At 46.7% G+C, this 25,000-nt stretch carries 23 protein-coding genes and 1 pseudogene; 15 read left to right on the top strand and 9 right to left on the bottom strand.

Features of this window, described 5'->3' with window-relative positions; translation table 11 throughout:
- Positions 1 to 37: 37 nt before the first annotated feature.
- Both R7O13_RS02365 and R7O13_RS02360 read right to left on the bottom strand, forming a co-directional pair.
- On the bottom strand, positions 38 to 1,531 hold the full coding sequence (locus R7O13_RS02365) for a CoA-acylating methylmalonate-semialdehyde dehydrogenase (RefSeq protein WP_047101355.1): 1,494 nt from the start codon (positions 1,529 to 1,531) through the stop codon (positions 38 to 40).
- 70 nt (positions 1,532 to 1,601) lie between these two features.
- Positions 1,602 to 2,780 carry a thiolase family protein gene (locus R7O13_RS02360; protein ID WP_318302878.1) on the bottom strand — a complete coding sequence of 393 codons (1,179 nt, stop codon included), beginning with the start codon at positions 2,778 to 2,780 and terminating at the stop codon, positions 1,602 to 1,604.
- 209 nt (positions 2,781 to 2,989) lie between these two features.
- On the opposite strand from R7O13_RS02360, the gene R7O13_RS02355 reads away from it, so the two are divergent.
- The 7 genes from R7O13_RS02355 to R7O13_RS02325 all read left to right on the top strand — a co-directional run bounded on the left by R7O13_RS02355 (position 2,990) and on the right by R7O13_RS02325 (position 10,619).
- Positions 2,990 to 3,376 (top strand): MerR family transcriptional regulator, encoded by a 387-nt coding sequence (locus tag R7O13_RS02355; protein WP_005373242.1) that lies wholly within the window; start codon positions 2,990 to 2,992, stop codon positions 3,374 to 3,376.
- Between the two features lie 45 nt (positions 3,377 to 3,421).
- Complete coding sequence (locus R7O13_RS02350) at positions 3,422 to 4,591, top strand: isovaleryl-CoA dehydrogenase (protein ID WP_213869863.1); 1,170 nt, start codon at positions 3,422 to 3,424, stop codon at positions 4,589 to 4,591.
- Between the two features lie 114 nt (positions 4,592 to 4,705).
- Positions 4,706 to 6,313, top strand: a complete 1,608-nt coding sequence (locus R7O13_RS02345; protein ID WP_256900925.1) for a carboxyl transferase domain-containing protein — start codon at positions 4,706 to 4,708, stop codon at positions 6,311 to 6,313.
- Between the two features lie 105 nt (positions 6,314 to 6,418).
- Entirely contained in the window at positions 6,419 to 7,201 is a 783-nt protein-coding gene (locus tag R7O13_RS02340) for an enoyl-CoA hydratase-related protein (RefSeq protein ID WP_258460939.1), read from the top strand.
- The gene (locus tag R7O13_RS02335; protein ID WP_318302874.1) at positions 7,194 to 9,242 is read left to right on the top strand and encodes an acetyl/propionyl/methylcrotonyl-CoA carboxylase subunit alpha; all 2,049 of its coding nucleotides are present in this window, start codon (positions 7,194 to 7,196) and stop codon (positions 9,240 to 9,242) included. Before R7O13_RS02340 ends, R7O13_RS02335 begins: the two co-directional genes overlap by 8 nt.
- Complete coding sequence (locus tag R7O13_RS02330; RefSeq protein ID WP_318302873.1) at positions 9,223 to 10,125, top strand: hydroxymethylglutaryl-CoA lyase; 903 nt, start codon at positions 9,223 to 9,225, stop codon at positions 10,123 to 10,125. Before R7O13_RS02335 ends, R7O13_RS02330 begins: the two co-directional genes overlap by 20 nt.
- 173 nt (positions 10,126 to 10,298) lie before the next feature.
- Positions 10,299 to 10,619, top strand: a complete 321-nt coding sequence (locus R7O13_RS02325; RefSeq protein ID WP_085569099.1) for a DUF1840 domain-containing protein — start codon at positions 10,299 to 10,301, stop codon at positions 10,617 to 10,619.
- Positions 10,620 to 10,717: 98 nt separating this feature from the next.
- Here R7O13_RS02325 and R7O13_RS02320 read toward each other — a convergent pair whose 3' ends face one another.
- Positions 10,718 to 11,584 carry a mechanosensitive ion channel family protein gene (locus tag R7O13_RS02320; protein WP_005373258.1) on the bottom strand — a complete coding sequence of 289 codons (867 nt, stop codon included), beginning with the start codon at positions 11,582 to 11,584 and terminating at the stop codon, positions 10,718 to 10,720.
- A gap of 334 nt (positions 11,585 to 11,918) precedes the next feature.
- Here R7O13_RS02320 and R7O13_RS02315 point away from each other — a divergent pair, with 334 nt between their 5' ends.
- The gene (locus R7O13_RS02315) at positions 11,919 to 12,467 is read left to right on the top strand and encodes a sugar O-acetyltransferase (protein ID WP_053807851.1); all 549 of its coding nucleotides are present in this window, start codon (positions 11,919 to 11,921) and stop codon (positions 12,465 to 12,467) included.
- A 9-nt stretch (positions 12,468 to 12,476) separates the two neighbouring features.
- On the opposite strand, the gene R7O13_RS02310 is transcribed toward R7O13_RS02315, so the two are convergent.
- A complete protein-coding gene (locus R7O13_RS02310; protein ID WP_318303094.1) occupies positions 12,477 to 13,910 on the bottom strand; it encodes a PLP-dependent aminotransferase family protein in 1,434 nt (477 codons plus the stop codon).
- Between the two features lie 136 nt (positions 13,911 to 14,046).
- Here R7O13_RS02310 and R7O13_RS02305 point away from each other — a divergent pair, with 136 nt between their 5' ends.
- Genes R7O13_RS02305 through R7O13_RS02295 form a run of 3 tightly spaced genes read left to right on the top strand, consistent with a single transcriptional unit; the run spans position 14,047 to position 16,596 of the window.
- On the top strand, positions 14,047 to 15,411 hold the full coding sequence (locus tag R7O13_RS02305; RefSeq protein ID WP_005373264.1) for a cytochrome ubiquinol oxidase subunit I: 1,365 nt from the start codon (positions 14,047 to 14,049) through the stop codon (positions 15,409 to 15,411).
- A 28-nt stretch (positions 15,412 to 15,439) separates the two neighbouring features.
- A complete protein-coding gene (cydB, locus tag R7O13_RS02300; RefSeq protein WP_167416109.1) occupies positions 15,440 to 16,447 on the top strand; it encodes a cytochrome d ubiquinol oxidase subunit II in 1,008 nt (335 codons plus the stop codon).
- A gap of 20 nt (positions 16,448 to 16,467) precedes the next feature.
- Positions 16,468 to 16,596, top strand: a complete 129-nt coding sequence (locus R7O13_RS02295; protein WP_015313385.1) for a DUF2474 domain-containing protein — start codon at positions 16,468 to 16,470, stop codon at positions 16,594 to 16,596.
- A 133-nt stretch (positions 16,597 to 16,729) separates the two neighbouring features.
- Here R7O13_RS02295 and R7O13_RS02290 read toward each other — a convergent pair whose 3' ends face one another.
- The 3 genes from R7O13_RS02290 to R7O13_RS02280 all read right to left on the bottom strand — a co-directional run bounded on the left by R7O13_RS02290 (position 16,730) and on the right by R7O13_RS02280 (position 18,965).
- Positions 16,730 to 17,236, bottom strand: coding sequence for a hypothetical protein (locus R7O13_RS02290; protein ID WP_313897236.1), 507 nt, complete (start codon positions 17,234 to 17,236; stop codon positions 16,730 to 16,732).
- Complete coding sequence (hxpB, locus tag R7O13_RS02285) at positions 17,229 to 17,954, bottom strand: hexitol phosphatase HxpB (protein WP_318302870.1); 726 nt, start codon at positions 17,952 to 17,954, stop codon at positions 17,229 to 17,231. The genes R7O13_RS02290 and hxpB overlap by 8 nt, the downstream gene beginning before the upstream one ends.
- A 129-nt stretch (positions 17,955 to 18,083) precedes the next feature.
- Positions 18,084 to 18,965 carry a LysR family transcriptional regulator gene (locus tag R7O13_RS02280; protein ID WP_205391209.1) on the bottom strand — a complete coding sequence of 294 codons (882 nt, stop codon included), beginning with the start codon at positions 18,963 to 18,965 and terminating at the stop codon, positions 18,084 to 18,086.
- 97 nt (positions 18,966 to 19,062) lie between these two features.
- On the opposite strand from R7O13_RS02280, the gene budA reads away from it, so the two are divergent.
- From budA to R7O13_RS02265, 3 genes are read left to right on the top strand one after another with little or no spacing between them, the layout of a single operon-like run.
- Entirely contained in the window at positions 19,063 to 19,848 is a 786-nt protein-coding gene (gene budA / locus R7O13_RS02275; RefSeq protein ID WP_053304714.1) for an acetolactate decarboxylase, read from the top strand.
- 29 nt (positions 19,849 to 19,877) lie between these two features.
- A complete protein-coding gene (gene alsS, locus R7O13_RS02270) occupies positions 19,878 to 21,581 on the top strand; it encodes an acetolactate synthase AlsS (protein ID WP_158173444.1) in 1,704 nt (567 codons plus the stop codon).
- Positions 21,578 to 22,336, top strand: coding sequence for an SDR family NAD(P)-dependent oxidoreductase (locus tag R7O13_RS02265; RefSeq protein ID WP_017820351.1), 759 nt, complete (start codon positions 21,578 to 21,580; stop codon positions 22,334 to 22,336). The genes alsS and R7O13_RS02265 overlap by 4 nt, the downstream gene beginning before the upstream one ends.
- A 91-nt stretch (positions 22,337 to 22,427) precedes the next feature.
- Here the strand turns inward: R7O13_RS02265 and R7O13_RS02260 are convergent, their stop codons facing one another.
- Positions 22,428 to 24,341, bottom strand: coding sequence for a BCCT family transporter (locus R7O13_RS02260; RefSeq protein WP_256902748.1), 1,914 nt, complete (start codon positions 24,339 to 24,341; stop codon positions 22,428 to 22,430).
- 131 nt (positions 24,342 to 24,472) lie between these two features.
- Entirely contained in the window at positions 24,473 to 24,781 is a 309-nt protein-coding gene (locus R7O13_RS02255) for a TPMT family class I SAM-dependent methyltransferase (RefSeq protein WP_226083206.1), read from the bottom strand.
- On the opposite strand from R7O13_RS02255, the pseudogene R7O13_RS02250 reads away from it, so the two are divergent.
- Positions 24,766 to 24,990, top strand: a pseudogene (locus R7O13_RS02250) (molybdopterin containing oxidoreductase); the annotation flags it as partial. The gene R7O13_RS02255 and the pseudogene R7O13_RS02250 sit on opposite strands and share 16 nt — an antisense overlap.
- Positions 24,991 to 25,000 lie beyond the last annotated feature (10 nt).

Genomic DNA, 25,000 nt, shown 5'->3' with positions numbered 1-25,000 from the left:
CGGTGGCGCTTGGCTAGAGGTGTCGCTAATCCAGTAATTAGCTAAGTTGAATGGTCATGTTTGGACCGCTTGGAATGTCATCTTCAAACCAACGCGCGGTGACAGTTTTCGTCTCGGTGTAGAAGCGAACCGCTTGTTTACCGTAAGCATGCAGGTCGCCGTAGAAGCTGCCTTTCCACCCAGTAAATGAGAAAAATGGCAATGGCACCGGAATCGGCACGTTGATGCCTACGTTACCTACTTCAATATTGTGTTGATACTTTCTTGCGGCAGCGCCGTTCGCCGTAAAAATAGACGTACCATTACCAAAGCGGTTTGCATTGATCAGTTTAATCGCTTCATCTAGGTCATCCACTTCCATAGTTAACAGCACAGGCCCGAAAATTTCTTCCTGATAAATCGACATGTCTGTGGTCACGTTGGTAAACAGTGTTGGCCCCACCCAGTTACCGTTCGGGAAGCCAGGCACTTGGCAATCTGTCCCGTCCAGAACACAATTCGCGCCTGACGCTTTGCCTTCATTAATCAGATTCACCACTCGCTGCTTCGCTTGAGGGCTAATCAGCGGACCATAACCGGCGGTTTCATCATCCCACGCGCCAGGCTGAACCTGAGCTAACGCCTCTTTAAGCTCTGGAATCCATTCTTTGGTTTCGCCGACAAATACGGCAACCGAAATCGCCATACAGCGCTGGCCTGCAGCACCAACTGACGCGCCAACTAAGTTATTGATGACTTGCTGTTTGTTTGCATCCGGCATGATGACCATGTGGTTCTTAGCACCTGCAAATGACTGCACGCGTTTCAGGTTGTCTGTACCTGTTTTGTAGATGTACTCACCAACGGGCACAGAGCCAACAAAAGAGATCGCACGAACAACTGGATCAGTCAGAATGCGGTCGACTTGCTCTTTGGTCCCGTGAACAACTTGCAATACACCTTTTGGTGCACCAGCTTGTTCAAATAGCTCTGCCAATTTCATTGCAGTCAGCGGAACTTGTTCCGAAGGTTTTAGAATAAAGGTGTTGCCACAAGCGATCGCCATCGGGAACATCCACAATGGGATCATCGCAGGGAAGTTAAAGGGTGTGATGCCAGCACAAACACCGAGCGGTTGAATGTAAGAGTAACCATCAATATTGGTCGCGACGTTTTCCACCGTTTCGCCCATCATTGAGCTACAAATGTTCGCCGCTTGTTCTACGACTTCAATCCCACGCCAAATGTCACCCTTTGCATCCGCGAGGGTTTTGCCTGTCTCACTTGAAAGCAGTATCGCCAACTCATCGTGTTGCTCTTTTAGCAAATGTTGGTAACGCAGCATCAATCTAGCACGCTCCGGCGCTGCAACTTCTTTCCAGCGTTTGAACGTTTCTGTTGCGCTGGCAATCGCCGCATTCATTTCCGATTCCGTGGCACAAGGTACTTGTGCAATCACTTCGTTGGTTGCCGGGTTGGTTACATCTAGCCATTGTTTTGAATCGGAGATGGCAAATTCACCACCGATATACTGCTTTACTTGTTCTGTCATGATGACATCCTTGTATTTTTCAGCTTGTTACTGACTACTGTTATGTAAGTGAAACTTTGTTGAGAGTGATTTAGCAGATTTCAATCGCGATAGCGGTAGCTTCGCCGCCGCCAATACAAAGCGATGCAACGCCACGCTTACCACCAGTTTGTTTTAGCGCATGAATCAAAGTGACAAGGATTCGATTGCCACTTGCGCCTATTGGATGCCCCAGCGCACAAGCCCCTCCGCGAGGGTTCACTTTGCTCTCGTCCAGTTCGAGTGCTTTTACCGCGTATTGAGTCACGACAGCAAAAGCTTCATTGATTTCCCAAAGGTCCACGTCCGATTTGTCCCAGCCCGTTTTTTCCAGCAGCGATTCAATCGCGAAGACTGGTGCGATGGTGAACTCATCAGGCTGTCTTGCATGCGTGCTGTACGCGACAATTTTGGCTAGAGGCTGAAGGTTTTCCTGACGACCAAACTCACTATCGACTAAGATCATTGCCGACGCACCATCCGAAATGGAACTAGAGTTTGCTGCGGTTACGCCGCCATCTTTGGCAAACGCAGGGCGTAAGGTAGGAATTTTAGTGACGTCGAGTTTGCTCGGTTGCTCATCATCTACAACCAAGGTTTCGCCGCGCCGACTTTTTACGTTAACAGGCACGATCTCTTCTTTGAACAAACCTTGCTCGATTGCTTGCTGCGCACGAGTCACCGACTGCTGCGCCCAGGCATCCATACTTTCACGGCTGAACTGATACTTTTGCGCCGTCTGTTCTGCAAAGACACCCATCAGCTCGCCTTGGTAGGCATCCTGCAACCCGTCATAAAACATGTGATCAAGCACTTGCTCGTGACCTAAACGGAAACCATCACGCGCTTTCTTTAATAGATAAGGAGAAGACGACATGTTTTCCATGCCACCAGCGATGACAGCATGCGCATTACCAGATTGAACAAGGTCATATGCCAGCATCACGGTTTTCATACCCGATCCACAAACTTTGTTCAGTGTCGTACAACCAATCGATTGTGGCATTTCAGCTTTAAGGCTTGCTTGTCTTGCAGGCGCTTGCCCCACACCGGCGGGTAAAACGCACCCCATCAACACTTCGTCTATTTTGTGCACATCGAGTTGGCTTTCGGCTAGCGCCCCTTGAATGGCTTTCGCACCGAGTTCCGTGACATCTGTTGAAGCTAATGCACCTTGAAAAGAGCCGATAGGCGTTCGCTTAGCGGCAACAATCCATGTTTCATTTTTCATTCCATTAACCTTTTGTTGACGTTTACGTCATAACTATACTAACATTTACGTTAACGTCAAGTTTGAGGTTATTGTTTGTTCGAGTGATTCTTTGATTTCGAGTAAATGCGAGTGATATCAAGGCTCAAGAGTGAATGTTGTTTGTTTACTTTAACGTTAACGAATTGTATATTCATGTAAATGTTATACGAAAGTCGTAAGGTTAAGGAATGAACACATTTAAGATCAGCGAGCTCGCGAAAGAGTTCGACATTACTACTCGAAGCATTCGCTTCTACGAAGATTTAGGTCTCCTAACTCCAGAACGTAAAGGCAACACTCGAATCTACAATGGTCGTGATCGAATTCGACTAAAGCTGATTTTGCGAGGTAAGCGATTGGGCTTTTCTCTTGCAGATATCAAAGAGTTATTTGAACTCTACGATACCGATCAAAGTACTGAGCAGTTGAACTATATGATTCGGTTGATCGAAGAGAAGAAGGCAGCATTGCAACAGCAAGCAAACGACATTCAAGCGGTAATGATGGAGTTAAATGCTGCGCAGTTGCGATGCCAAAACACACTAAGATCCATGAAAGGCGAAAAAGTCACCTAACACCTCAACTCTGGGATGTAGGTGACGTAAAGGCAAGGACACGCAATGAAATCTACCTACTCTTCCCTGAACTTTGTTTATGACGAAAATACCGATTTGCTTCGCGAGCAAATCAATAGTTTTGCTGCAAGAGAAATTGCGCCGCTAGCGCAATCTATCGACCAAACTAACGACTTTCCAAACCATCTTTGGTCCAAATTAGGTGATATGGGTCTTTTAGGTGTGACCACCAGCGAAGAGTTTGGTGGTGCAGGCATGGGCTATCTCGCCCACGTTATCGCTATGGAAGAAATCAGCCGAGCGTCCGCTTCGGTTGCGTTAAGTTACGGCGCTCACTCCAACCTTTGCGTCAACCAAATCCACCGTAACGGCACACAAGCGCAAAAAGAGAAATACCTACCTAAGCTCATCTCCGGTGAACATATCGGCGCCCTTGCAATGAGTGAACCCGGCGCCGGCTCTGATGTGGTCTCTATGCAGCTTAAAGCGGAACGTAAAGGCGATATTTTCCTGCTAAACGGCAACAAAATGTGGATCACCAACGGCCCAGATGCACACACCTATGTTGTCTACGCCAAAACCGACCCAAGCCAGCATTCTAAAGGCATCACGGCCTTTATTGTAGAACGCGGATTCCCTGGATTTACTCAAGCACAAAAACTCGACAAGTTGGGTATGCGCGGCTCGAATACGTGTGAGCTGGTCTTCCAAAATTGCGAAGTCCCTGCGGAAAATATTCTCGGCGAAGAAAACCAAGGCGTGAAAGTATTGATGAGCGGCCTCGACTACGAACGTGTGGTGCTTGCAGGCGGCCCACTTGGCATCATGCAGGCGTGTATGGATACCGTTGTGCCTTACATTCACGACCGTAAACAGTTCGGTAAATCCATCGGTGAATTCCAGCTAGTTCAAGCAAAAATCGCGGATATGTACACACAAATGAATGCCGCTAAAGCGTATGTTTACGCCGTCGCTGCCGCTTGTGATCGCGGTGAAACCACACGTAAAGATTCTGCTGGCGCGATCCTCTACAGCGCAGAGCTGGCAACCAAGATGGCACTGGATGCGATTCAACTACTTGGCGGTAACGGCTACATCAACGAGTTTGATACGGGCCGTTTGTTGCGAGATGCCAAGCTGTATGAAATCGGTGCGGGCACTTCAGAAATTCGCCGCATGCTTATTGGTCGCGAATTGTTTAACGAAAGCGCCTAATCAACATACCTAGGCGTTCTGAATCTAAATAAATTCCTTATTCAACCTAAATCTTATTCAACATAGATAAAGGCGGGTGGTGTCACCCGTCTACCGAATGGAGATCGGCTATTTATGGCTTGTTTGACGACCAATATTAATACCCATTCAGAGCAGTATCAGGAAAACTACCGCTCTATGGCGTCACTTGTAGATCAACTTTATACCGTGACTGCCCAAATAGAAGATGGTGGCGGTGAGAAAGCCCGCGAGCATCAGCAGAAGAAAGGCAAACTTCCGGTACGTGAGCGCATTCTTGCCCTACTCGACCCTGGTTCGTCCTTTCTAGAAATTGGTCAATTTGCTGGCTGGGATGTGTATCCAGATTACGTTCCATGTGCTGGAGTGGTTGCAGGTGTGGGTGTGATTGACGGCACTGAGTGCATGATCGTAGCGAACGACGTGACGGTAAAAGGCGGCAGTTACTACCCACTCACCGTGAAAAAGCACTTAAGAGCACAAGAAATTGCAGAAAAATGCCAACTGCCGTGTGTTTACTTAGTCGACTCTGGTGGCGCTAACCTACCCCGCCAAGATGAAGTCTTCCCAGATAAAGACCATTTTGGCCGTATTTTTTACAACCAAGCCCGTATGTCGGCCAAAGGCATTCCACAAATTGCGGTGGTCATGGGGCTATGTACCGCTGGCGGCGCTTATGTTCCTGCCATGTGCGACGTATCCATCATAGTCAAAGAACAAGGCACGATTTTTTTGGCAGGTCCACCTCTTGTAAAAGCAGCGACAGGTGAAGAAGTCAGCGCGGAAGATCTTGGTGGCGCAGACGTTCATTGTCGCACCTCTGGTGTGGCGGACTATTACGCAGAAAATGATCACCACGCGTTAGAGTTGGCAAGACAAGCCGTTTCTCAAATTAACCACTTGAAACCCGTTCAACTCAAGCAAAAAGCACCACAGGAACCACGCTTTCCTGCGCAAGAGCTGTACGGCATCGTCGGTACCGATCTTAAAAAGCCGTTTGATGTTAAAGAGGTCATTGCCCGAATTGTTGATGACTCACAATTTGATGAATTTAAAGCCTTGTTCGGCGAAACATTGGTCTGTGGCTTTGCTCATATTCACGGTATGCCGATTGGCATTGTCGCTAACAACGGCATTCTATTTTCGGAATCAGCACAAAAAGGCGCGCATTTTATTGAGCTGTGCGCACAACGCAAAATTCCTCTGCTCTTCTTACAGAACATCACGGGCTTTATGGTCGGTCAGAAGTACGAAGCCGAAGGCATCGCCAAACATGGTGCGAAAATGGTAACTGCTGTTGCGTGTGCAGACGTGCCGAAGTTTACCGTGGTTATTGGTGGCTCGTATGGCGCTGGGAACTACGGCATGTGTGGCCGCGCTTATGATCCAACCATGATGTGGATGTGGCCAAACGCGCGCATCTCCGTCATGGGTGGAGAGCAAGCGGCTGGCGTGATGGCGCAAGTGACCCGCGATATCAAAACTCGCAAAGGTGAAAGCTGGAGCGCGGAGGAAGAAGAAGCGTTCAAAAGTCCTATTGCGGAGCAATATCAGACTCAAAGCCATGCATACTACGCCAGTGCTCGTTTGTGGGACGACGGCATTATTGACCCTGCGAAAACCCGTGATGTTGTCGGCATTGCTCTGTCTGCTGCGCTTAATGCACCGATACCAGACAGCAAATTTGGCATCTTCCGTATGTAGTCGGATGCAAGGCAAACCTTAACTCCTCGCGAATACCGATGTTTATACAAGTAACGGTTAGCGAGTATTGGAATACAGACTGAAATGTCAGACAAAGGAAGTCACATGACCGGACTACTGCTCGAAAAAGACAGCAATGGCGTTGCCTGGTTGAGCCTCAATCGACCAGAGAAACACAACGCGTTTAATGATGAATTAATTGCTTCACTTATCGAAATCTTGGAAAAACTTGATAGAGACGACTCTCTACGTGCATTGGTACTAACGGCGCAAGGTAAACACTTTTCTGCGGGTGCGGATCTTGGCTGGATGCAGTCAATGGCCGCCAAAACCGAAAGTGAAAACCTGCAAGATGCACAGCAACTAGCAAAACTTTTGCATACGCTGGATACCTTTAGCAAACCAACCATTGCTATGGTGCATGGCGCTGCATTTGGCGGCGCACTTGGGCTTATCTGCTGCTGCGATATCGCTATTGGTACACCTGAAAGCCGCTTCTGTTTGAGTGAAGTGAAGCTCGGTTTGTTACCCGCCACCATCGGACCTTACGTAATCCGAGCGATTGGACAACGACAAAGCCGACGCTACTTTTTAACCGCGGAACTGATTGATGCCGAAACCGCACTATCGATGAGTATTCTTCATCAGATAGACGCTCAACCACGTGAAGCCGTCAATCGCACCATTGATCACCTGCTTAACAACGGTCCACAAGCCATGCAGGCAGCAAAAACGCTCTGCTTACGTTGTGACAATCAACCTATCGAGCATTCATTAATTGAATACACCAGCCAAGCTATTGCAACCGCCCGCGTGTCCAGCGAAGGACAAGAAGGACTGAGTGCATTTTTTGAAAAGCGCGCCGCCAATTGGAGGAATCATGTTTAAAAGAATACTGATCGCAAACCGCGGTGAAATTGCCTGCCGAATCATTAAAACCGCAAAAAGCATGGCTATAGAGACGGTTGCCGTCTATTCCGAAGCGGATCGCAGCAGCTTACATGTTAAACAAGCGGATTTCGCTGAATTCATTGGCCCCGCTCCGGCGAGTGAATCGTATCTCGATATCGATGCGATTATCGGCGCTGCGAAAAAATGGCAAGCCGATGCTATCCACCCTGGGTATGGTTTTCTTTCCGAGAACCCGAAACTAGCCAAAGCGTGCAGCGAAAATGGCATCGCCTTTATTGGCCCTTCCACCAGCGCAATTGAAGCAATGGGTTCGAAGTCGCAAGCCAAAGCCATCATGTCTGAGGCGAACGTGCCCTTGGTTCCCGGCTATCACGGCACAGACAACAGCGTAGAGCACTTATTAGCGGAAGCTGAAAAAATCGGTTACCCAGTGATGCTTAAAGCAACCCAAGGGGGTGGCGGTAAAGGCATGCGAGTAGTCAATAGCGCAGCCGAAATGCCGCGGGCCATCGACGGTGCGCAGCGTGAAGCACTTTCAAGCTTTGGCGACAAGCAGCTTCTAATCGAAAAATGCATATTGCAGCCTCGCCACGTTGAAGTTCAGGTATTTGCAGACCAACATGGCAACTGTGTCTATCTTTCTGATCGCGATTGCTCCATTCAACGCCGTCACCAAAAAGTTGTGGAAGAAGCACCAGCTCCCGGTCTTAGTGATGAACTGCGTAAACAAATGGGTGAAGCTGCGGTTCAGGCCGCTCAAGCGATCGACTATGTTGGCGCGGGCACGGTAGAGTTTCTACTCGATAGCCGAGGTCAATTCTACTTCATGGAGATGAATACCCGTCTGCAAGTAGAACACCCTGTCACTGAATTGATCACCGGCGTTGATTTGGTGGAGTGGCAATTCAAAGTCGCAGCTGGCGAGCATTTACCTATTTCGCAATCTGAAATCACCCACAACGGCCATTCAATTGAGCTGCGAATTTACGCAGAAGATACAGACAATGACTTTATGCCGTCGACTGGATGCATTGATTATTTACAAGAACCCATCTCGGACAACAATGTTCGACTAGCTTGTGCGCGTGTTGATAGCGGTGTTACTCAAGGCGATAGCATCAGCGAATATTACGATCCAATGATCAGCAAGCTGATCGTCTGGGGGCAAACTCGTGATATCGCTCTAAAGCAGCTTAAGCAGGCGTTAACTCAATATCACGTACGTGGCGTAACGACAAACATTGGTTATCTGCACAGCATTATTTCGCAGCCAGCCTTTGCCGAGATTGAGCTTGATACAGGTTTCCTCGTCACACATCAACAAGGCATAAATGAGCAGCAAGACGTGTCGGATTCAATCTGGCTTACATTGGCGGCGGTTGCTCGCTGGAATGATCTGATTTCAAAATCAGACAGCTCAACGTTACCCGCGCCAACCAAACGAGGTTTTAGACTGTCGGTTGACAACGTTTACCGATTTAACTTCACGGATGCCAATGCCAACCATCAGGTACGTTTGCAACAATCATCGCAAGATACAGGATCTCACTTCACTGTCCGATGCGGCGAGGATCTGCATCAGGTCATCCTGCTTGAAAGTGACAACCAATTTATCGTCGATATTGATAATGTGCGTTACACCTTTAATGCACTTAGCGATGAACAAAGAACAACACTATTTTATCTTGGTCAGCAGCGCACGTTCGCTCATCAACCTAACTTTGACTCTGCAAAAGATGTAGATGATGAACTAAGTCCAACCGCACCACTCAACGGCATAATTTCAGCAGTTATGGTGGCTAAAGGTGACGAAGTGGCGGCGGGCGAACCGCTTTTGGTACTCGAAGCAATGAAAATGGAATACACCATCACGGCTCCGGTCGCAGCAACAGTCGACGAATTGTTTTATCAGCACGGGGACCAAGTACAGCACGGTTCCATCCTGCTGAATTTGTCTTTGATATCGGATAACGTCAGTGAAGATAAGGAGCGCGAGTATGCTACCAGCGAAGGTTAATATCGTCGAAGTTGGCGCTCGCGACGGCCTGCAAAATGAAACCGCAGTGACGTTGGTGGATAAAATTCGCTTGATCGATCAATTGAGCCTCAGCGGGTTAAAACACATTGAAGCGGGTTCTTTCGTCTCGCCGAAATGGGTGCCTCAAATGGCCGATTCCGATCAAGTATTTTCAGGTATCACGCAAAAGCCTGACGTGGTTTATAGCGCACTCACACCAAATCTCGCAGGGTTAGAACGTGCGCTGGAAAGCGGTGTAAAGCGAATTGCGGTGTTTGGCTCCGCTTCAGAAACGTTCAGCCAGAAGAACATCAACTGCAGCATTACCGAAAGTCTCGCTCGATTTGAACCCGTTATCGAATTGGCGAACCAGCACAACATACCTGTGCGCGGGTACTTGTCTTGTACCATGGTGTGTCCATATGAGGGTGTAATCAAGCCAGAGCAAACTACCAAGGTCGCCAATACGTTGTTTGATATGGGATGTTATGAGATTTCGCTCGGTGATACTGTCGGTAAAGCAACGCCTAATCGCGTTATCGCCATGCTGGATTCGTTGTTAACGCTACTGCCAAAAGACGCGCTTGCGGTACATTTTCATGACACTTATGGGCAAGCATTAGCCAATATCTACCAAGCCTTGTTAATGGGCATCAACACCATTGATAGCGCAGTAGCGGGGCTCGGCGGCTGCCCTTACGCGAAAGGAGCCAGTGGTAATGTTGCAACGGAAGATGTACTTTATCTGTGTGAGCAACTTGGGATTGAAACGGGCGTTGACCTTAGCGTCATCAATGAAGCGGGTTGGCAAATCTGCCGTGCGTTAGGAAAGTCTCCTGCTTCTAGGGTCGCATTAGCTCTGGGCGATCCGTATAGCTTGTAAATCATCAACAACCAATCAGGTAATGTATTTCAACGGGCATGCAGACGTACGTGCCCGTTTTTTGTTGTTACTCATAAAAACCTTAACGCTCAACGGTCTTCATCACATTAATTAGTGTCTGATTTCAGCTACAATTTAGTTTCAAACCGAACATATAAAACAGGATCAGGTAAATGCTCATAACATTTCGTTGTCGAAGCCACTCAAACGTCACAATGTTTGGTGATATTGCATTAGATATGCTCAAAATGATGGGTCACAGCGGCACGGTACCGGGATCAATTTCCGCTCAAGATGTTCCTGACGCGCTATCAAAATTAACTTCTGCTCTATCTGCGAAAAATGCAGCTGAAGAAAACCTCCCTACTGATGTAGACGAAGAGGAAGAACAAGCAGAGCCCTCGGTAAGCCTAGGACGCAGAGCGTTTCCACTGATTGAGTTGCTAAAATCAGCAATCAAAGAAGAATGCGAAGTCATGTGGGACAACCAATAACGCCTTCAAACTGGTTTCTAGCGAGGTGAATCCGTGTTGTGACCGCCTCGCTATGGTTACTCGACACCAAGATAAGAACACCAATACCGCTTATCGCCCTATCCGTTTCTCTCCCTAGACAACTTGATTTGCCCATCAATGTGCACATCTCGTTGTGGAAACGCGATTTCAATGCCGTGCTTTTCGAAAGCTTCGTAGATTTCAAAACGCATGGCACTTGCGACCGAGCGAATACCGCCCTCAACCGTTGAGTTAATCCAAAAATAAGATTCGAAGATCAAAGCATTGTCACCAAAGTCTTGAAAAAACACATCTGGCGCTGGCGAACTCAGAACTTGCGCTTGCTGCGAAGTCACTTCCGCCATTAAGGCAGCAACCTGTTTGACATCGCTCCCATACGCGACACCGACGACGACAGAGCCACGAACTAATCTGTCGCATAACGTCCAGTTGATCACCACGTTCTCAATCAACTGACTGTTGGGTATGAGCATATGAACACCATCGGTTCGTCTGATTCTCGTTGAGCGTGTATTTATTTGCTCGACAGTGCCTTTGGCGCCCTCAACCTCTAAAAAGTCCCCAATTCGGATTGGCTTTTCACCAATCAAAATCCAGCCACTTATGAAGTTGTTAATGATGTTTTGCGCACCAAAACCGAAGCCGATAGCGATGGCACCAGACAGAAAGGCAAACGCGGTAATTGGCACATTTATCATCGAAAGTGTGGTCATAAAAATAATGGCGAGAGCGATGACAAATAATATCCGTTTAACCAAATGAATCACGTTTGGGTCTTTCCCCGATGAAGACATTCTTGACGTAACGGTTTTGATCAAAATTTTGGATAACCATAAAGCGACAATGACCCATGTCGGCACCATCAATATCGCCCACAACGTGATAGGTTGTTCGTTAAAGGTAAACAGTGTTGTTTCTAAAAATGAAATGACCCGTTCGAACATAAAGTGCTCACTCTTGATTCATCGTTGCCAGCAAGCCAGAGCGCATAAGTCTTATATTTTTAGCCCAATCGATAGCGCAAGCGGCTCAATTAAGTCCTTCTTATTAACTATATAGTAATCTACGTAAAACGCTTCGAGTGGTTTCCCACTTTGGCTTCAACCGATTAAGCCATTTAGGGAGTACGTCTTTGTGAACTAAACGAGCCAATCAACCAACTTGAGACGCAAGGCAAATCAGTGATAACTTTCTGATTTTTAAGCATCAAATTTTCACTTCGAATCACTCTCACTTATTATGCACCTTATTGCAAATAACATTGATGGAATGATTGTCATGTCAGAACTGACTCGGATGCGCTCTGGAGAAACCTATAATTGTCTGGATGAAGAACTAAAGCTAATGCGCGCCAAAACCGCTCAGCTTGTCTTCCAATTTAACCAAGAGCCAAACCCAGATATCCGTAGACAACTATTGGCGGAAATGGGCGTCCAATTAAAAAACAGCGCCTGTATAGAGCCACCGCTACAACTTACCTACGGTTGTCACTTGTCCATCGGAGAAAACACCTACATCAACTGGGATGCCATTATTCTGGACAATGGGCAGGTTGAGGTTGGCGCGAACGTCATGATTGGGCCTAGAGTGCAAATTTACACAGCCGCTCATTCACTCGATACACAAAGACGCTTAGCCGGAGATGAGATCGCCAAACCGGTAAAAATCGGCAATAACGTTTGGATTGGTGGGGGCGCTATCATACTGCCAGGCGTGACCATTGGCGATGAGGCCGTCGTCGGCGCTGGCTCTGTTGTAACCAAAGACGTTGCGCCGGGCGATCGAGTTGTTGGAAATCCGGCGCGCTCCATTAAACCAAAAAACTGAAAAAAGTCGCTATTTCGCCAAATGATCGCGAATAATATTAGCAAGCAGATTGAGAGCATGAACATATTTGTCATTGAGCTCAAAAGAAGCGTTAAGACGAATACAGTGATCGTATTGTTCTGTCAGGCTGAACATCTTTCCCGGTGCGATGCTGATATTATCTTTTAGCGCTTCTCGATATATCTGCAAGGCGTCAATATGCTCGGGAAGCTCTAACCAAATAAAGTACCCGCCGCTTTGGCTTAACACGTTGACTGCTTCAGGTAACAGCTCACTAAGCAGACCCGTCATCTTACTTTTGCGTTCAAACAGCTTTTTCCGTAACTGCTTCAAATGCAATTCATAATTGCGGCTTGTTAAATAATGCACCAATGTCATTTGCACTGGTGCACTCGTCGCTAATGTACTCATTAGCTGTAACTTTTGTACCTCTAGCGCCCGCTTTCCCGCCGCAACCCAACCAATACGTAGCCCTGCGATTAATGATTTTGAAAACGAGGAGCACAACATGGTATTGCCCGTGTCATCAAACATTCTTAGTGGGTAAACCGAGTCATTCTCGGCATGCAGTTCGCTGTACACATCATCTTCAATCACTGGCACGTTATATCGCTGTGTCAGCTCAATCAGCTTTTGTTTTTTCTCGTTGGTGAGCGTAAAACCCAGAGGATTTTGGAAGTTCGACATCAGCCAACATGCTTTCACATCGTGTGTTTGCAGCGCTCGTTCCAATGAGTCTAGGTCAATGCCCGTGACTGGGTCTGTTCTTACTGAGAGCGCTTTCAAGCCTAACCGCTCTAAGGATTGCAAAGCACCATAAAATGCAGGCGACTCCACAACCACCCAATCTCCCGGTCTTGTGCAGGCTTGCAAACTGAGCGTTAACGCCTCCAGCGCGCCTGCCGTAATGACAATTTCATCGGGTGAAATTTCAATGCCTTTCGCAGCATAACGCTTCGCGATGATGGTGCGTAATTGTTCGTTTCCCGGCGGTAAGTTATCAAAGGTGGTGGAAATCGGCATATTGCGAGCGGCTGCGCTCATCGCCCGATTCACGTGATAGCGTGGATACAAACTTGGGTCTGGATAGGCAAAGCCAAAATTGATCATGGATGGATTTTTGCTCGCCTGCAGAACATCAAAGATAAACTCATTGATGTCTACCTGCTCTGTCCACGAAACTGCTGCTGGCGCTTGGGGTTCACTTGAACTCTTAATATTGGGCGCGACTCGATAACCAGAGCGCGGCTGTGACGTGACCCAGCCTTGAGATTCCAGAATTTGATACGCGTGCAACACCGTCATCAAGCTCAAACCCGAGTGTTCAGATTGGCGACGCAGCGAAGGCAGCTTGTCACCCGGATGCCATATCCCCGATTTTATCTGCCTTTTAAGCTGTTCCACTAACTCTTGATACTTCGCCAAACGCAAATCCCCTTCCATAAAGCCGAATTCAAAATAATAACACTTCAATATTTAATCTGTTATAGGTTTATAGTCACTGTCTGTACCTACTTCCCTCATTCCGCTCCTTTTAAAATAGCTCTCTCATAAAACTTAAAAGATCAAAGGAAGTTTAATGTTTGGCCTCGACGCATTTATGCTTGCACGGATACAGTTCGCCTTTACGGTATCCTTTCATATTATTTTCCCCGCTATCACCATAGGTTTGGCCACCTATCTCGCCGTGCTGGAAGGCTTATGGCTAAAAACACGTAATCCCGATTACCAAAAGCTCTATCACTTCTGGTCGAAAATTTTTGCGGTTAACTTTGGAATGGGTGTTGTATCTGGTCTTGTCATGGCTTATCAATTCGGCACCAACTGGAGTGGTTTCTCCGACTTCGCTGGTTCTATCACAGGCCCATTACTGACTTATGAAGTGTTAACGGCTTTCTTTCTCGAAGCCGGATTTCTTGGCGTAATGCTGTTTGGGTGGCGTCGCGTCGGCGAAAAGCTGCACTTTTTTGCAACCTCGATGGTGGCGTTAGGAACGATCATTTCGACGTTCTGGATTCTCGCCTCCAACAGTTGGATGCAAACGCCACAAGGCTATGAAATTGTCGACGGACGTGTGGTGCCAACCGACTGGTTTGCTATCGTTTTCAATCCTTCATTTCCTTATCGTTTGGCGCACATGAGCGTCGCGGCTTTCGTCAGTTCAGCACTCTTTGTAGGCGCGTCAGCCGCTTGGCATTTATTGAGAGGCAATCAATCGACTGCGGTAAAAACCATGTTTTCGATGTCGCTCGGGATCTTAGTGTTCCTTGCGCCACTCCAAGCCGTGATTGGCGATGTGCACGGGCTAAACACTCTGGAACACCAGCCCGCCAAAATCGCTGCCATCGAAGGACATTGGGATAACAGCGATGGCAAACCAACCCCATTGATATTGTTCGGCATGCCAAACATGGAACAAGAACGCACAGACTATGCCTTAGAAATTCCTGTTTTAGGAAGTTTGATCCTACGCCACAGTTTAACTGAGCCAATCCCGGCGCTGAAAGACTTCCCGAAAGAGGAACGACCGAACTCACCTATCGTCTTTTGGTCATTTCGAATCATGGTCGGGCTAGGACTTCTGATGATTTTTCAAAGCTTCTACAGCATATGGTTACGAAAAAAGAACACGCTTTATACTTCGCGTTGGTTCCTCAAGTTTTCATTGTTTATGGGGCCATCTGGTCTTATCGCAATACTCGCTGGCTGGTTTACGACAGAGGTTGGTCGGCAACCTTGGGTCGTGTATGGCGTACAAAAAACGCGTGATGCGGTTTCTGCACACGGAGACCTACAAATGAGCATCAGCCTGCTGTGTTTCCTTGTTGTATACAGCTTGGTATTTGGTTTTGGTTATTACTACATGATCCACCAAATCAAGAAAGGCCCCGATGCAATCGAACACGATGAGCACGACATGACGACCGTTTCAGGTCGCATTTAGAATTTGTCACAAAGTGAAGGTAGAGAATATGCATTTTGATTTATCCGTGATTTGGTTCGCGATCATCGTTTTTGCCACTTTGATGTACATCATCATGGACGGCTTCGATTTGGGTATTGGAATACTGATGCCATTCATCAAGGATGAAAAACAAAAAGACGTCATGGTCAACAGTGTCGCGCCAGTTTGGGACGGCAACGAAACTTGGATTGTGCTTGGAGGCGCATCTCTATTTGGCGCTTTTCCGATGGCTTACGCGGTGATTATTGAAGCGCTAACCATCCCTTTAACGTTGATGTTGATTGCTTTGATCTTTCGTGGCGTCGCGTTTGAGTTTCGCTTTAAAGCATTGGAAAGCCACTTAAAGTTCTGGGATCGCTCTTTTATGGTCGGCTCGATTTTAACCACGTTTTTCCAAGGCATCGTTGTTGGCGCGGTAATTCAAGGCTTTGCGGTGGAAAACCGCGTCTTCGTAGGTAGCCAACTCGACTGGCTCAGCCCTTTTCCCATCTTTTGTGGTTTGGGTTTAGTCGCAACGTACGCGCTGCTTGGTAGCACATGGCTCATCATGAAGACGGAAGGTGAACTGCAAAACACGATGTACCGCTTCACTAACAAAACACTACTGGCAATGATCTCCGCATTAGTCATTGTGAGCGCTTGGACTCCACTTGCTTACCCTGCCATTGCGGAAAGATGGTTTTCTCTGCCTAATTTGTTCTACTTACTGCCCGTACCTGTCATTACTGGGCTGGTATGTTTGAAGATTGCCGACTCCGTTAAAAAGCGTAAAGAGCGCAGCCCTTTCGTGATGGCGTTAGTGATCGTGATTCTCGGGTTCGCTGGGCTTGGCATCAGTATCTGGCCAAATATCATTCCTCCTAGCATATCAATATGGGAAGCAGCGGCTCCTGCAAGCAGTCAGCGCTTTATGCTCGTTGGAGCGGTGATCATCATCCCGATCATTCTGGCTTACACCTTTTGGAGTTACTACGTCTTCTCCGGAAAAGTGAAAGAAGGCGAAGCGTACCATTAACGAGTTGATAAGGAGTGAATATGAAAATCAAAAATTGGTGTCGCCAATGGGCTTGGATGGTTGGGATCTGGGCGGCCAGTGTGCTCGCTCTGGGGTTCGTATCAATGCTGTTTCGCGTCATGATGACCGCTGCAGGGTTAAAATCTTAGCTCGGCACTTTTAAGTCAATAAAAAATGGATGCCTCTAGATCTTGTGTAAGAGCTAGAGGCGTTGAACCTAATACTCAATCTTAATGAAAAAGCCAAGCGTTAAGAATCTACTCAAAACACTCTTTCATAAGTCTACATTGCCTGAAGTCGTTCATGCATGCTTACGAGATCAAAAGGTTCAAGCTTTTTCGCAAGGTTCAGTAATGCTTCCTTTTTATCTTGCGGTAAACTTTGAAACTTCGACTCTAAACGTAAATCCACTTTGCTAAAAAGTAGCTTTCTAATTTGACTAGCTTTTTCCTTTGATAATTGCAATCCATCATTATCGGAGGTTTCAATTATCATGATAATCCTTGCTAACTCACTGAATTCATTATCAGAGCATAAATAAAGTGATTGTTTGTATAAATAGCCAACAGAAATTTCAAAATCAATATTAAGCGCTTGAATCTTATCGACAATGTTTTCACTCACATCATTTTGAGAAGAAGAGTTGATACAATCATCAAATCGCCTTTCAAATGTAACAAATCGATTATTGAGCTCGTCCAACATAGTCGTATCTTTTGCGAATGATTCTATAGGTAAAACCAATAAGAACATTGGCAGTAGGTATTTTTTCAGTGACCGACTATTCACAATCAAGTCCTTCTTCTAAAAAACTTTCATGCGGTGTTGGTGCAATTGTTGCTTTCAAATTCAAGTCCATTAAACTCGCCAAATGGCTTTCATTAAACTCTGATAGCTTTTGCAGCTTTAGTCTGGCTTCATTGAACTCTTGGTAGAACTTATCAGGTTGAGGTATCACGACTGTTTTTATGTTTGCTCGTGTTGCCGCAAGCATACCCGAATAAGAGTCTTCAAAGGCAATACAGTTACTTGAATCTACACCTAGTTTATTGATTGTTAAAAGGTAGACATCTGGCTCTGGCTTACCCTGCTCTACATCGTCTGACGATGATATCGCGTCAAAGTAACTGGCAATACCGAGTTTGTTCAAAATGATGGGAATGAGTTGATAAGGTGAATTAGTAGACAACCCTATCTTAAACCCTTTTTCCTTAAGCAATTTGAGTGTTTCTGTAACACCCTCTAATTCGCATCCTTTTTCAATTATTAATGCCTCCACTTTATCCACAACAGCATTCTCTACTTCCTCTAGGCTCTTTTCTTGCCAAGGATTACGTTCATACCAAAACCTTGTTACTTCACCTGTCGTCATAGTTGCAGTCTGCTTTGACAGCACTTCGGTCACTTGGACACCAACTGATGAAAACACCTGCTTTTCCGCTTCCTTCCACAAAGGTTCTGAATCAATCAGCAACCCGTCCATATCAAAGACCGCAGCGTATATCATTAGTACATCCTCAGTAAGTTCTATTCGTTGAGTAAGATTTGTCTATTCAACCAAAGCATAGCTTTGCATATAACGAGTGAGAGTATCACATTTGTCTGTGGCTATCAGAGCCAGTTCGATGACTCATCTTTAAGCCTCAACATGACCGATGTTCATGGCTACTTTCAACGCTTGTTTATTGAGATTAGACGCCTCCCAAGCAACGACAACACGACTGGTTAGGGGGATATCATCAATCTCGGCGACTGTCGCAGAGTCATCGAGATGTTCAGCCAGTGAACGCGGAACGATAGCAATGCCTAACCCAGCCTGCGCCATGGCGATCGTCGTACGAAGTTGCGGTGCTGCGAATTGTGGTTCGAGCCTTACTCCTGCGTCGGCAAAAAGTGTGCTCATACCATCAAACAATGCAGGTCCAGTCTCTCGTGGAAACAGTACAATTTTATGGCCTCTCAACTGTTTCATCTGGATACAGGGATATTTTGCCAGTTCGTGGCCCGCCGGAATCACCGCGACAAACGGGTCGTTAAACAACACCTTGTGCTCAAAAGGCTCACTGGCGTAACAGGGTAGCCGCATGATTGCGAGATCAAGTTGTTTGCTTTTTAACTGAGTGGCAAGCTCTGGCATTGATAGTTCCGCCGTCTGTAAATGAACCCCATTCTCTTGAATACGCCCAATCCTCTCCAATACCTTAATGCAGGTTGATGTTGACGTCGCGAACCCAATTTTAACCTGCGTATTTTCACCACGGGCAATCTGTCGGGCTTTTGCTTTTGCGCGTTCCACATCAGCAAGAATATTTACCGCATCCGTATAAAAGACTTGCCCTGCATGGGTCAGTTCTACTCCTCTAGACAAGCGCTTAAATAAGTCCACGCCAAGCTCGTGCTCTAGCTTTTTGATTTGTTGACTCAAAGGAGGTTGCGCAATCCCTAACTGTTCAGCTGCTCGGGTAAAGTGACGAGTCTCGGCGACCGCGACAAAATACTTCAGGTAGCGAAATTCCATATATTTTCCATATCAAAATAAATCTTTTTTATATTGGATTTAGCACCGTGTAGAAGTCAATCTAAATATACTCTTCATTGCATAACTGGTCTTACTCATGCGTGGATTTTATAACCCTCTATGTGCTTGTTCGCTTGAAGTAGCGAAAGAATTTTCTGAATACCATCACGTTACCGGAGATGGTGAGATTTATCAGACTTCGTTAATGAGTGCTTTGATCGCTGGTGTTTACGAAGGCTCAACAACCATAGAAGAACTGCTAAAACATGGGGATTTTGGTTTAGGTACGTTCAATGAATTGGATGGTGAGTTGATTGCGTTTGATAAGGAAGTTTTTCAACTCAAGTCGGATGGCTCCGCAAACCCGGCAGACCTGGCGCAAAAAACGCCCTTTGCTGTCATGACTTTTTTTAAGCCTGATATCGAGCTGCCACTAACATCGCGCATGTCACGTCATGAAGTCCATAGCCTCATAGACGACCTGGTTCCAAGCGATAACCTATTTTGCGCAGTGCGCATTGATGGCGTTTTCGATTCAGTTCGTACTCGCACCGTACCTAAACAAACACGCCCTTATCGGCCAATGCTTGAAGTGGTCAAAGAACAACCAACGTTCCGCTTCACGCATAAGCAAGGAGTGGTCGCCGGCTTTCGCAGTCCTAAATATACGACTGGCATCAATGTGCCCGGCTATCACGAACACTTTATTACCGATGACCGCCAAGGAGGTGGTCATATTCAGGATTACAGCATTTCGTCAGGGTTCCTCCAGATTGGCAAAGTCTCGCGGCTAGTGATTGATACCCCGGTATCGACAGACTTCCTCAACGCCAATTTGGCTCCGGAAGATATAAATACCGCCATAGAAAAGGCGGAAAAGTAACAAAGTCAGGCAAATAATAAGGACAACAAATGCAATCCAAACCTTCAAATAAAAATGGAGCTCAGTTGATCGCTCAACAGCTAGAGTCTCTTGGCATTAAGTACATTTTCGGTATTCCTGGTGCAAAAATAGATCGACTGTTCGATGCGATTGAAGACACTAACATCCAAATGATTCCGGTACGCCACGAGGCTAACGGCGCGTTTATGGCGGGCGTTATGGGAAGACTAACCGGCAAAGCAGGCGTCACAATGGTTACGTCAGGCCCTGGCTGTGGAAATCTAGTTACGGGGGTTGCAACAGCAAACTCCGAAGGCGATCCGCTGATTGCTATCGGTGGTGCGGTGAAACGAACTGACCAGCAAAAACAAACACACCAGAGCATGGATACCGTCAGTATTTTTCGCTCTATAACTAAGTTCAGTGCTGAAGTGCAGCATGTGGACGCCGCAAGCGAGATCATGGCGAACGCATTTCGTATCGCAGAGTCAGGTCGTCCTGGGGCTTGCTTTTTGAGTCTCCCCCAAGATGTTTTATCCGAGCAAACCCAAACGGACATTATTGTCCCCTCACCTTACACACAGCCTGGTTGCGCAGACATCGCAGCAATCGAAGAAGCGGTCAGTCGAATCAGTAAAGCAAAGCGCTGTGTGGTTTTACTTGGCCTTCACGCGAGCCGCAGTCAAAACGCTGCTGCTATCGCTCGGTTTCTTCAAAATACGCAGCTACCCGTTGTCGGCACTTACCAGGCCGCCGGCACGGTAGACATCAATTACTATCATCACTTTGCTGGGCGTGTCGGTTTGTTTAATAACCAACCTGGCGATGTTTTACTGCGGGACGCCGATTTAATTCTCACCATCGGCTTTAGCCCAATAGAGTATGACCCTGAGCTTTGGAACAGCCACCGCAACCCAGTGATTCACCTCGATATTGAACCGGCAGAATACCAACTTAATTATCAGCCTTGTGTTGAAATCGTCGGAAACATTGCGCAGTCATTAGACAAGATGGGCAGCTATATCTCTGAATATGCCCGCCTTTCCCCAACGGCACTTTCAGTACTGGAAGAGGTAGCACTGCAACGGCAAGTGATCAAAACCTATCCCAATGTCTATCACAAGCAAGGATTTCATCCACTGGCACTGATTAAAGCCATGCAATCTATCATCACACCGGATACCACGCTATGTCTTGATATGGGGAGCTTCCACATCTGGATCGCTCGTTACTTAAGTTGTTTTCGAGCTCGCCAAATGCTGGTGTCTAACGGCCAACAAACAATGGGCGTTGCACTACCATGGGCCATTGGTGCCAGCCTACTAAAACCTGGTAGCAAAGTGGTATCGATATCGGGAGACGGCGGTTTTATGCAATCGAGCATGGAGTTAGAAACCGCGGTTAGACTGAACTGCAATATCGTCCATATTGTGTGGGTTGATAACGCCTACAACATGGTAGAAATGCAAGAGATCAACAAATATCAGCGCTGCTCTGGTGTGAAATTTGGACCAATTGATTTCAAGGCGTACGCCGAATCATTTGGCGCGAAAGGCTTCGCAGTGACTAGTCAACACGAATTGCTACCGACATTGAATAAAGCCATGGACGTTGAAGGACCAGCAGTGGTGGCTATCCCCGTAGATTACAGCGACAACGACAAACTGATGTTGCCGCGCACAGAGAAAAATCAAGATCCCGTTTTTGTAAGTTTCGAAGGAGAAATCGCATGAGAGGATTAAAAAATAAAGTCGCACTCGTCACTGGTTCTGCCAATGGTATTGGTTTGGCCATCGCAAAACGTTTGTATGAAGAAGGCGCAAACGTCGCTCTTGCCGATTGGAATGAAGAGCAATTGGCAAACGCCGTTGAGGGCTTTGATAAACAGCGTGTGTCTGCGCATTCTATTGATGTTTCTGACCCAGAAAAAGTCGCAGCACTGATTTCTGATGTTGTTACCCGTTTCGGTAAACTGGATATTTTAGTAAACAATGCTGGCGTACATGTCCCTGGTTCCGTGATTGAAGGTAGTGTGGAAGACTGGAAGAAGATCTCTGGTGTAAACATTGATGGTGTTGTTTATTGCGCGAAGTTTGCTTTGCCTGAACTCTTAAAAACGAAAGGTTGTATGGTAAATACCGCGTCCGTTTCCGGTTTGGGTGGTGACTGGGGTGCCGCATTCTATTGCGCGAGTAAAGGCGCAGTGGTGAACCTTACCCGAGCGATGGCATTGGACCATGGTGCGGATGGGGTAAGAATTAACGCCGTATGCCCAAGTTTAGTAAAAACCAACATGACAAACGGCTGGCCGCAGGACATCCGCGATAAATTCAATGAGCGCATTGCGCTTGGCCGAGCAGCCGAACCTGAAGAAATTGCGTCTGTCGTGACTTTCTTGGCAAGTGATGACGCATCTTTCATTAATGGCGTAAACCTACCCGTAGACGGCGGTGCCACCGCATCAGATGGTCAACCTAAAATAGTATAAGCATTAACACTGACTGAGCAGAATTTTTAACTGTAAGGTATCCACGCAAAAAAAAGAGCCGAGTTTGTACTCGGCTCTTGTGTGTCTATTCTTAAGCCTGCGACGTTGCTAAACCTGCCGACGCGCCGCCTAATAACACATGATTAAATTCCATTCGAGATTCTTGGGCTTGCGCAGACAGTTCTTGTTTCTTCTGTTGAGCCAACTCAAGCGCTTCGGTTAGTTGCTGTAGCTCTGTTTGCATATCTTCTGGTAAATGATGGTCCGAAACCCCAGATTCACAGCTGTGTTCTAAGGCAAATGCGCGAATTCTCTTACGCATGCTCATCAGGGCCGCCATTGCTTCGCGCTCTTCTTCAGCCGCCTGTTGAGCTAAGTCTTTAAAGCGCTCAAATTTCGCCAAAGCCATTCCCTCTGTTGACCAAGGGTCAATTTCCGGCAGTTCTTCAATGTTAATGGTTGGCTCTTCGTATTCTGCTTGATGTTTAATATCTAGGCTCGCCGCGCGGACAAAGGACACCATCAACATCACCGAGATAACTAACAACGGTAAACCTCCTACGATCGCAGCGGTTTGTAATGTCGATAAACCTCCCATGAACATTAGGACGGTTGGCAGAAAAGACAAAGTAAACGCCCAGAACAAACGGTTCCAGCGCATCGGTTCTTCCGTCACATCATTTTGAACCACAGACGCAAGAATGTACGAGATAGAGTCAAACGAAGTCGCCGTAAAAATGATACACAATAGTGTAAAAACACCAATAACGATTGGCCCTAACGGTAATGTGTCTAACGTTGCAAAAATAGCCGCTGGCGCGCCTGATTCGTTGAGGATTGCAATGACATCAAGCTCACCCGTCAATTGCAACGATAAACCATAGTTACCTAAAACAATGAAGAATAAGAAACAACCTAAAGAACCGTAAAATATAGAACCTACGACCATCTGTTTGATCGTTCTTCCACGCGAGATACGCGCAACAAACAATCCCATACAAGGAGCAAAGACCAACCACCATGCCCAGTAGAAAATAGTCCAGTCTTGCGGGAAGTGTGTATCTGTAAACTCACCATAACCACCAAACGGCTCCGCCCAGGTAGCCATAACAAAGAAGTTAGACAACATACGACCAATTGAATCTAAGCCCGTTTCTAACATGAACACGGTTGGCCCAACGGCAAGTATAAAGAGTAACAAGCCCATCGCACCCCAGAAGTTAATGTTACTAAGGAATTTGATCCCCTTCTCAAGCCCTGCATACGCGGAGTAACCAAAAATAGCAGTACAGAGAAGTAATACAGCCACTTGGCTGAAGGTATTGTTTGGAAGACCGAAGATATGATGTAGACCACCATTGATAAGAGGCGCTGCTAAGCCAAGCGTAGTCGCCGCGCCACCCAACATACCAAAAATAAACAACACATCAATAAACTTGCCAATACCACCGTTTGCACGCTTTTCTCCTAATACAGGCATTAACGCACTAGAGATTTTCAAAACAGGTTGTTTGCGTACATAAAAGAAGTAAGCGATAGGCAGAGCAGGAATAAGGTAAATTGACCAAGCAATCGGTCCCCAGTGAAACAGACCATAAGTCGCGGCCCAGCGAATGGCTTCTTCACTGCCTGCTTCCAACTGAAATGGTGGTGATTGATAGTAGTATGCCCACTCGATACACCCCCAATACAGAATACTTGCGCCAATACCTCCACAAAATAGCATTGCAGCCCATGAGGCGTTACCAAATTCTGGTTGCTCGTCGGCTTCACCAAGTTTGATTTGGCCAAGATCGCTGAACACGGTGTAAATCATAAAACACATTGCTGCGATACCCAGTGCGAGGTATAACACACCAAGCTTATCGGTCATGAAAAATTTGGCCGAAGCTATCCAATCCGCACCTTGTGCGGGAAATAAAATTAAGGGTATAACGACGCTGAGTAAAAGAAAGAGTGAGCCTAAGAAGGTAGGCTTATCGATGAGAGAAAATGATTTGTCCATATTATATATCCTTATGTTTTCAAAGGACATGATCTACACTTCTCACAACTTCGCCAATTCACAACACTTATCGTTACCACAAGAATAATTGTCTTTAAAAGATGCATTATGTGACGCTGATTTTGTATTCATTATTTGATGCCATAGCGTTTAAATACGGCAACTTTTCTGCCACACCATCCAGCGCTCCTACCTTTAAAAACCTCAACACTGTTTGCCACCACTGAGGATTCCACAAGCTTAAACGTCGGTTCTAGATAACCCTCCAACTCCCCACTTCGCAAACAAAATGGAGGGAAGCGAGAGTGGTAATCATCATCTATAACGAAACAACCAATTAACAAACCGTCTCTTGTCAGCAATTTATCCACCATAGCAAAGTAATCTGGCCACTGGTCTCTCGGTAGTGCAGCGAGAAAGGATTGATTTTGGCGCAACATGGATGGATGCCGAACTCGCAGCCCCAGCCAATGACAGCGCTTGGCAGACGTTCAACGCCAAAGTGACATTCCCCCAAGCGGGCTACTACGAAGTTGGGGCAAAGGCGACTGATGACCAAGAGGTGGGCCAACCTTTTGCTATCACATGGAACCCGAAAGGTTACCTCAACAACACCTTCCACCGAATCGCGCTGATTGTTAAGGGTTAAACATGAAGGG

This window comes from Vibrio sp. Y176, from assembly GCF_033438945.1.
Note: the sequence above shows the minus strand (reverse complement) of the source record. Positions and strands in the feature narration are given on the sequence as shown.

Bases quoted from the DNA above. Each gene is read 5' to 3' on its own strand.
- R7O13_RS02365 (WP_047101355.1), bottom strand. From the start codon at position 1,531: ATGACAGAACAAGTAAAGCAGTATATCGGTGGTGAATTTGCCATCTCC.
- R7O13_RS02360 (WP_318302878.1), bottom strand. From the start codon at position 2,780: ATGAAAAATGAAACATGGATTGTTGCCGCTAAGCGAACGCCTATCGGC.
- R7O13_RS02355 (WP_005373242.1), top strand. From the start codon at position 2,990: ATGAACACATTTAAGATCAGCGAGCTCGCGAAAGAGTTCGACATTACT.
- R7O13_RS02350 (WP_213869863.1), top strand. From the start codon at position 3,422: ATGAAATCTACCTACTCTTCCCTGAACTTTGTTTATGACGAAAATACC.
- R7O13_RS02345 (WP_256900925.1), top strand. From the start codon at position 4,706: ATGGCTTGTTTGACGACCAATATTAATACCCATTCAGAGCAGTATCAG.
- R7O13_RS02340 (WP_258460939.1), top strand. From the start codon at position 6,419: ATGACCGGACTACTGCTCGAAAAAGACAGCAATGGCGTTGCCTGGTTG.
- R7O13_RS02335 (WP_318302874.1), top strand. From the start codon at position 7,194: ATGTTTAAAAGAATACTGATCGCAAACCGCGGTGAAATTGCCTGCCGA.
- R7O13_RS02330 (WP_318302873.1), top strand. From the start codon at position 9,223: ATGCTACCAGCGAAGGTTAATATCGTCGAAGTTGGCGCTCGCGACGGC.
- R7O13_RS02325 (WP_085569099.1), top strand. From the start codon at position 10,299: ATGCTCATAACATTTCGTTGTCGAAGCCACTCAAACGTCACAATGTTT.
- R7O13_RS02320 (WP_005373258.1), bottom strand. From the start codon at position 11,584: ATGTTCGAACGGGTCATTTCATTTTTAGAAACAACACTGTTTACCTTT.
- R7O13_RS02315 (WP_053807851.1), top strand. From the start codon at position 11,919: ATGTCAGAACTGACTCGGATGCGCTCTGGAGAAACCTATAATTGTCTG.
- R7O13_RS02310 (WP_318303094.1), bottom strand. From the start codon at position 13,910: ATGGAAGGGGATTTGCGTTTGGCGAAGTATCAAGAGTTAGTGGAACAG.
- R7O13_RS02305 (WP_005373264.1), top strand. From the start codon at position 14,047: ATGTTTGGCCTCGACGCATTTATGCTTGCACGGATACAGTTCGCCTTT.
- cydB (WP_167416109.1), top strand. From the start codon at position 15,440: ATGCATTTTGATTTATCCGTGATTTGGTTCGCGATCATCGTTTTTGCC.
- R7O13_RS02295 (WP_015313385.1), top strand. From the start codon at position 16,468: ATGAAAATCAAAAATTGGTGTCGCCAATGGGCTTGGATGGTTGGGATC.
- hxpB (WP_318302870.1), bottom strand. From the start codon at position 17,954: ATGATATACGCTGCGGTCTTTGATATGGACGGGTTGCTGATTGATTCA.
- R7O13_RS02280 (WP_205391209.1), bottom strand. From the start codon at position 18,965: ATGGAATTTCGCTACCTGAAGTATTTTGTCGCGGTCGCCGAGACTCGT.
- budA (WP_053304714.1), top strand. From the start codon at position 19,063: ATGCGTGGATTTTATAACCCTCTATGTGCTTGTTCGCTTGAAGTAGCG.
- alsS (WP_158173444.1), top strand. From the start codon at position 19,878: ATGCAATCCAAACCTTCAAATAAAAATGGAGCTCAGTTGATCGCTCAA.
- R7O13_RS02265 (WP_017820351.1), top strand. From the start codon at position 21,578: ATGAGAGGATTAAAAAATAAAGTCGCACTCGTCACTGGTTCTGCCAAT.
- R7O13_RS02260 (WP_256902748.1), bottom strand. From the start codon at position 24,341: ATGGACAAATCATTTTCTCTCATCGATAAGCCTACCTTCTTAGGCTCA.
- R7O13_RS02255 (WP_226083206.1), bottom strand. From the start codon at position 24,781: ATGTTGCGCCAAAATCAATCCTTTCTCGCTGCACTACCGAGAGACCAG.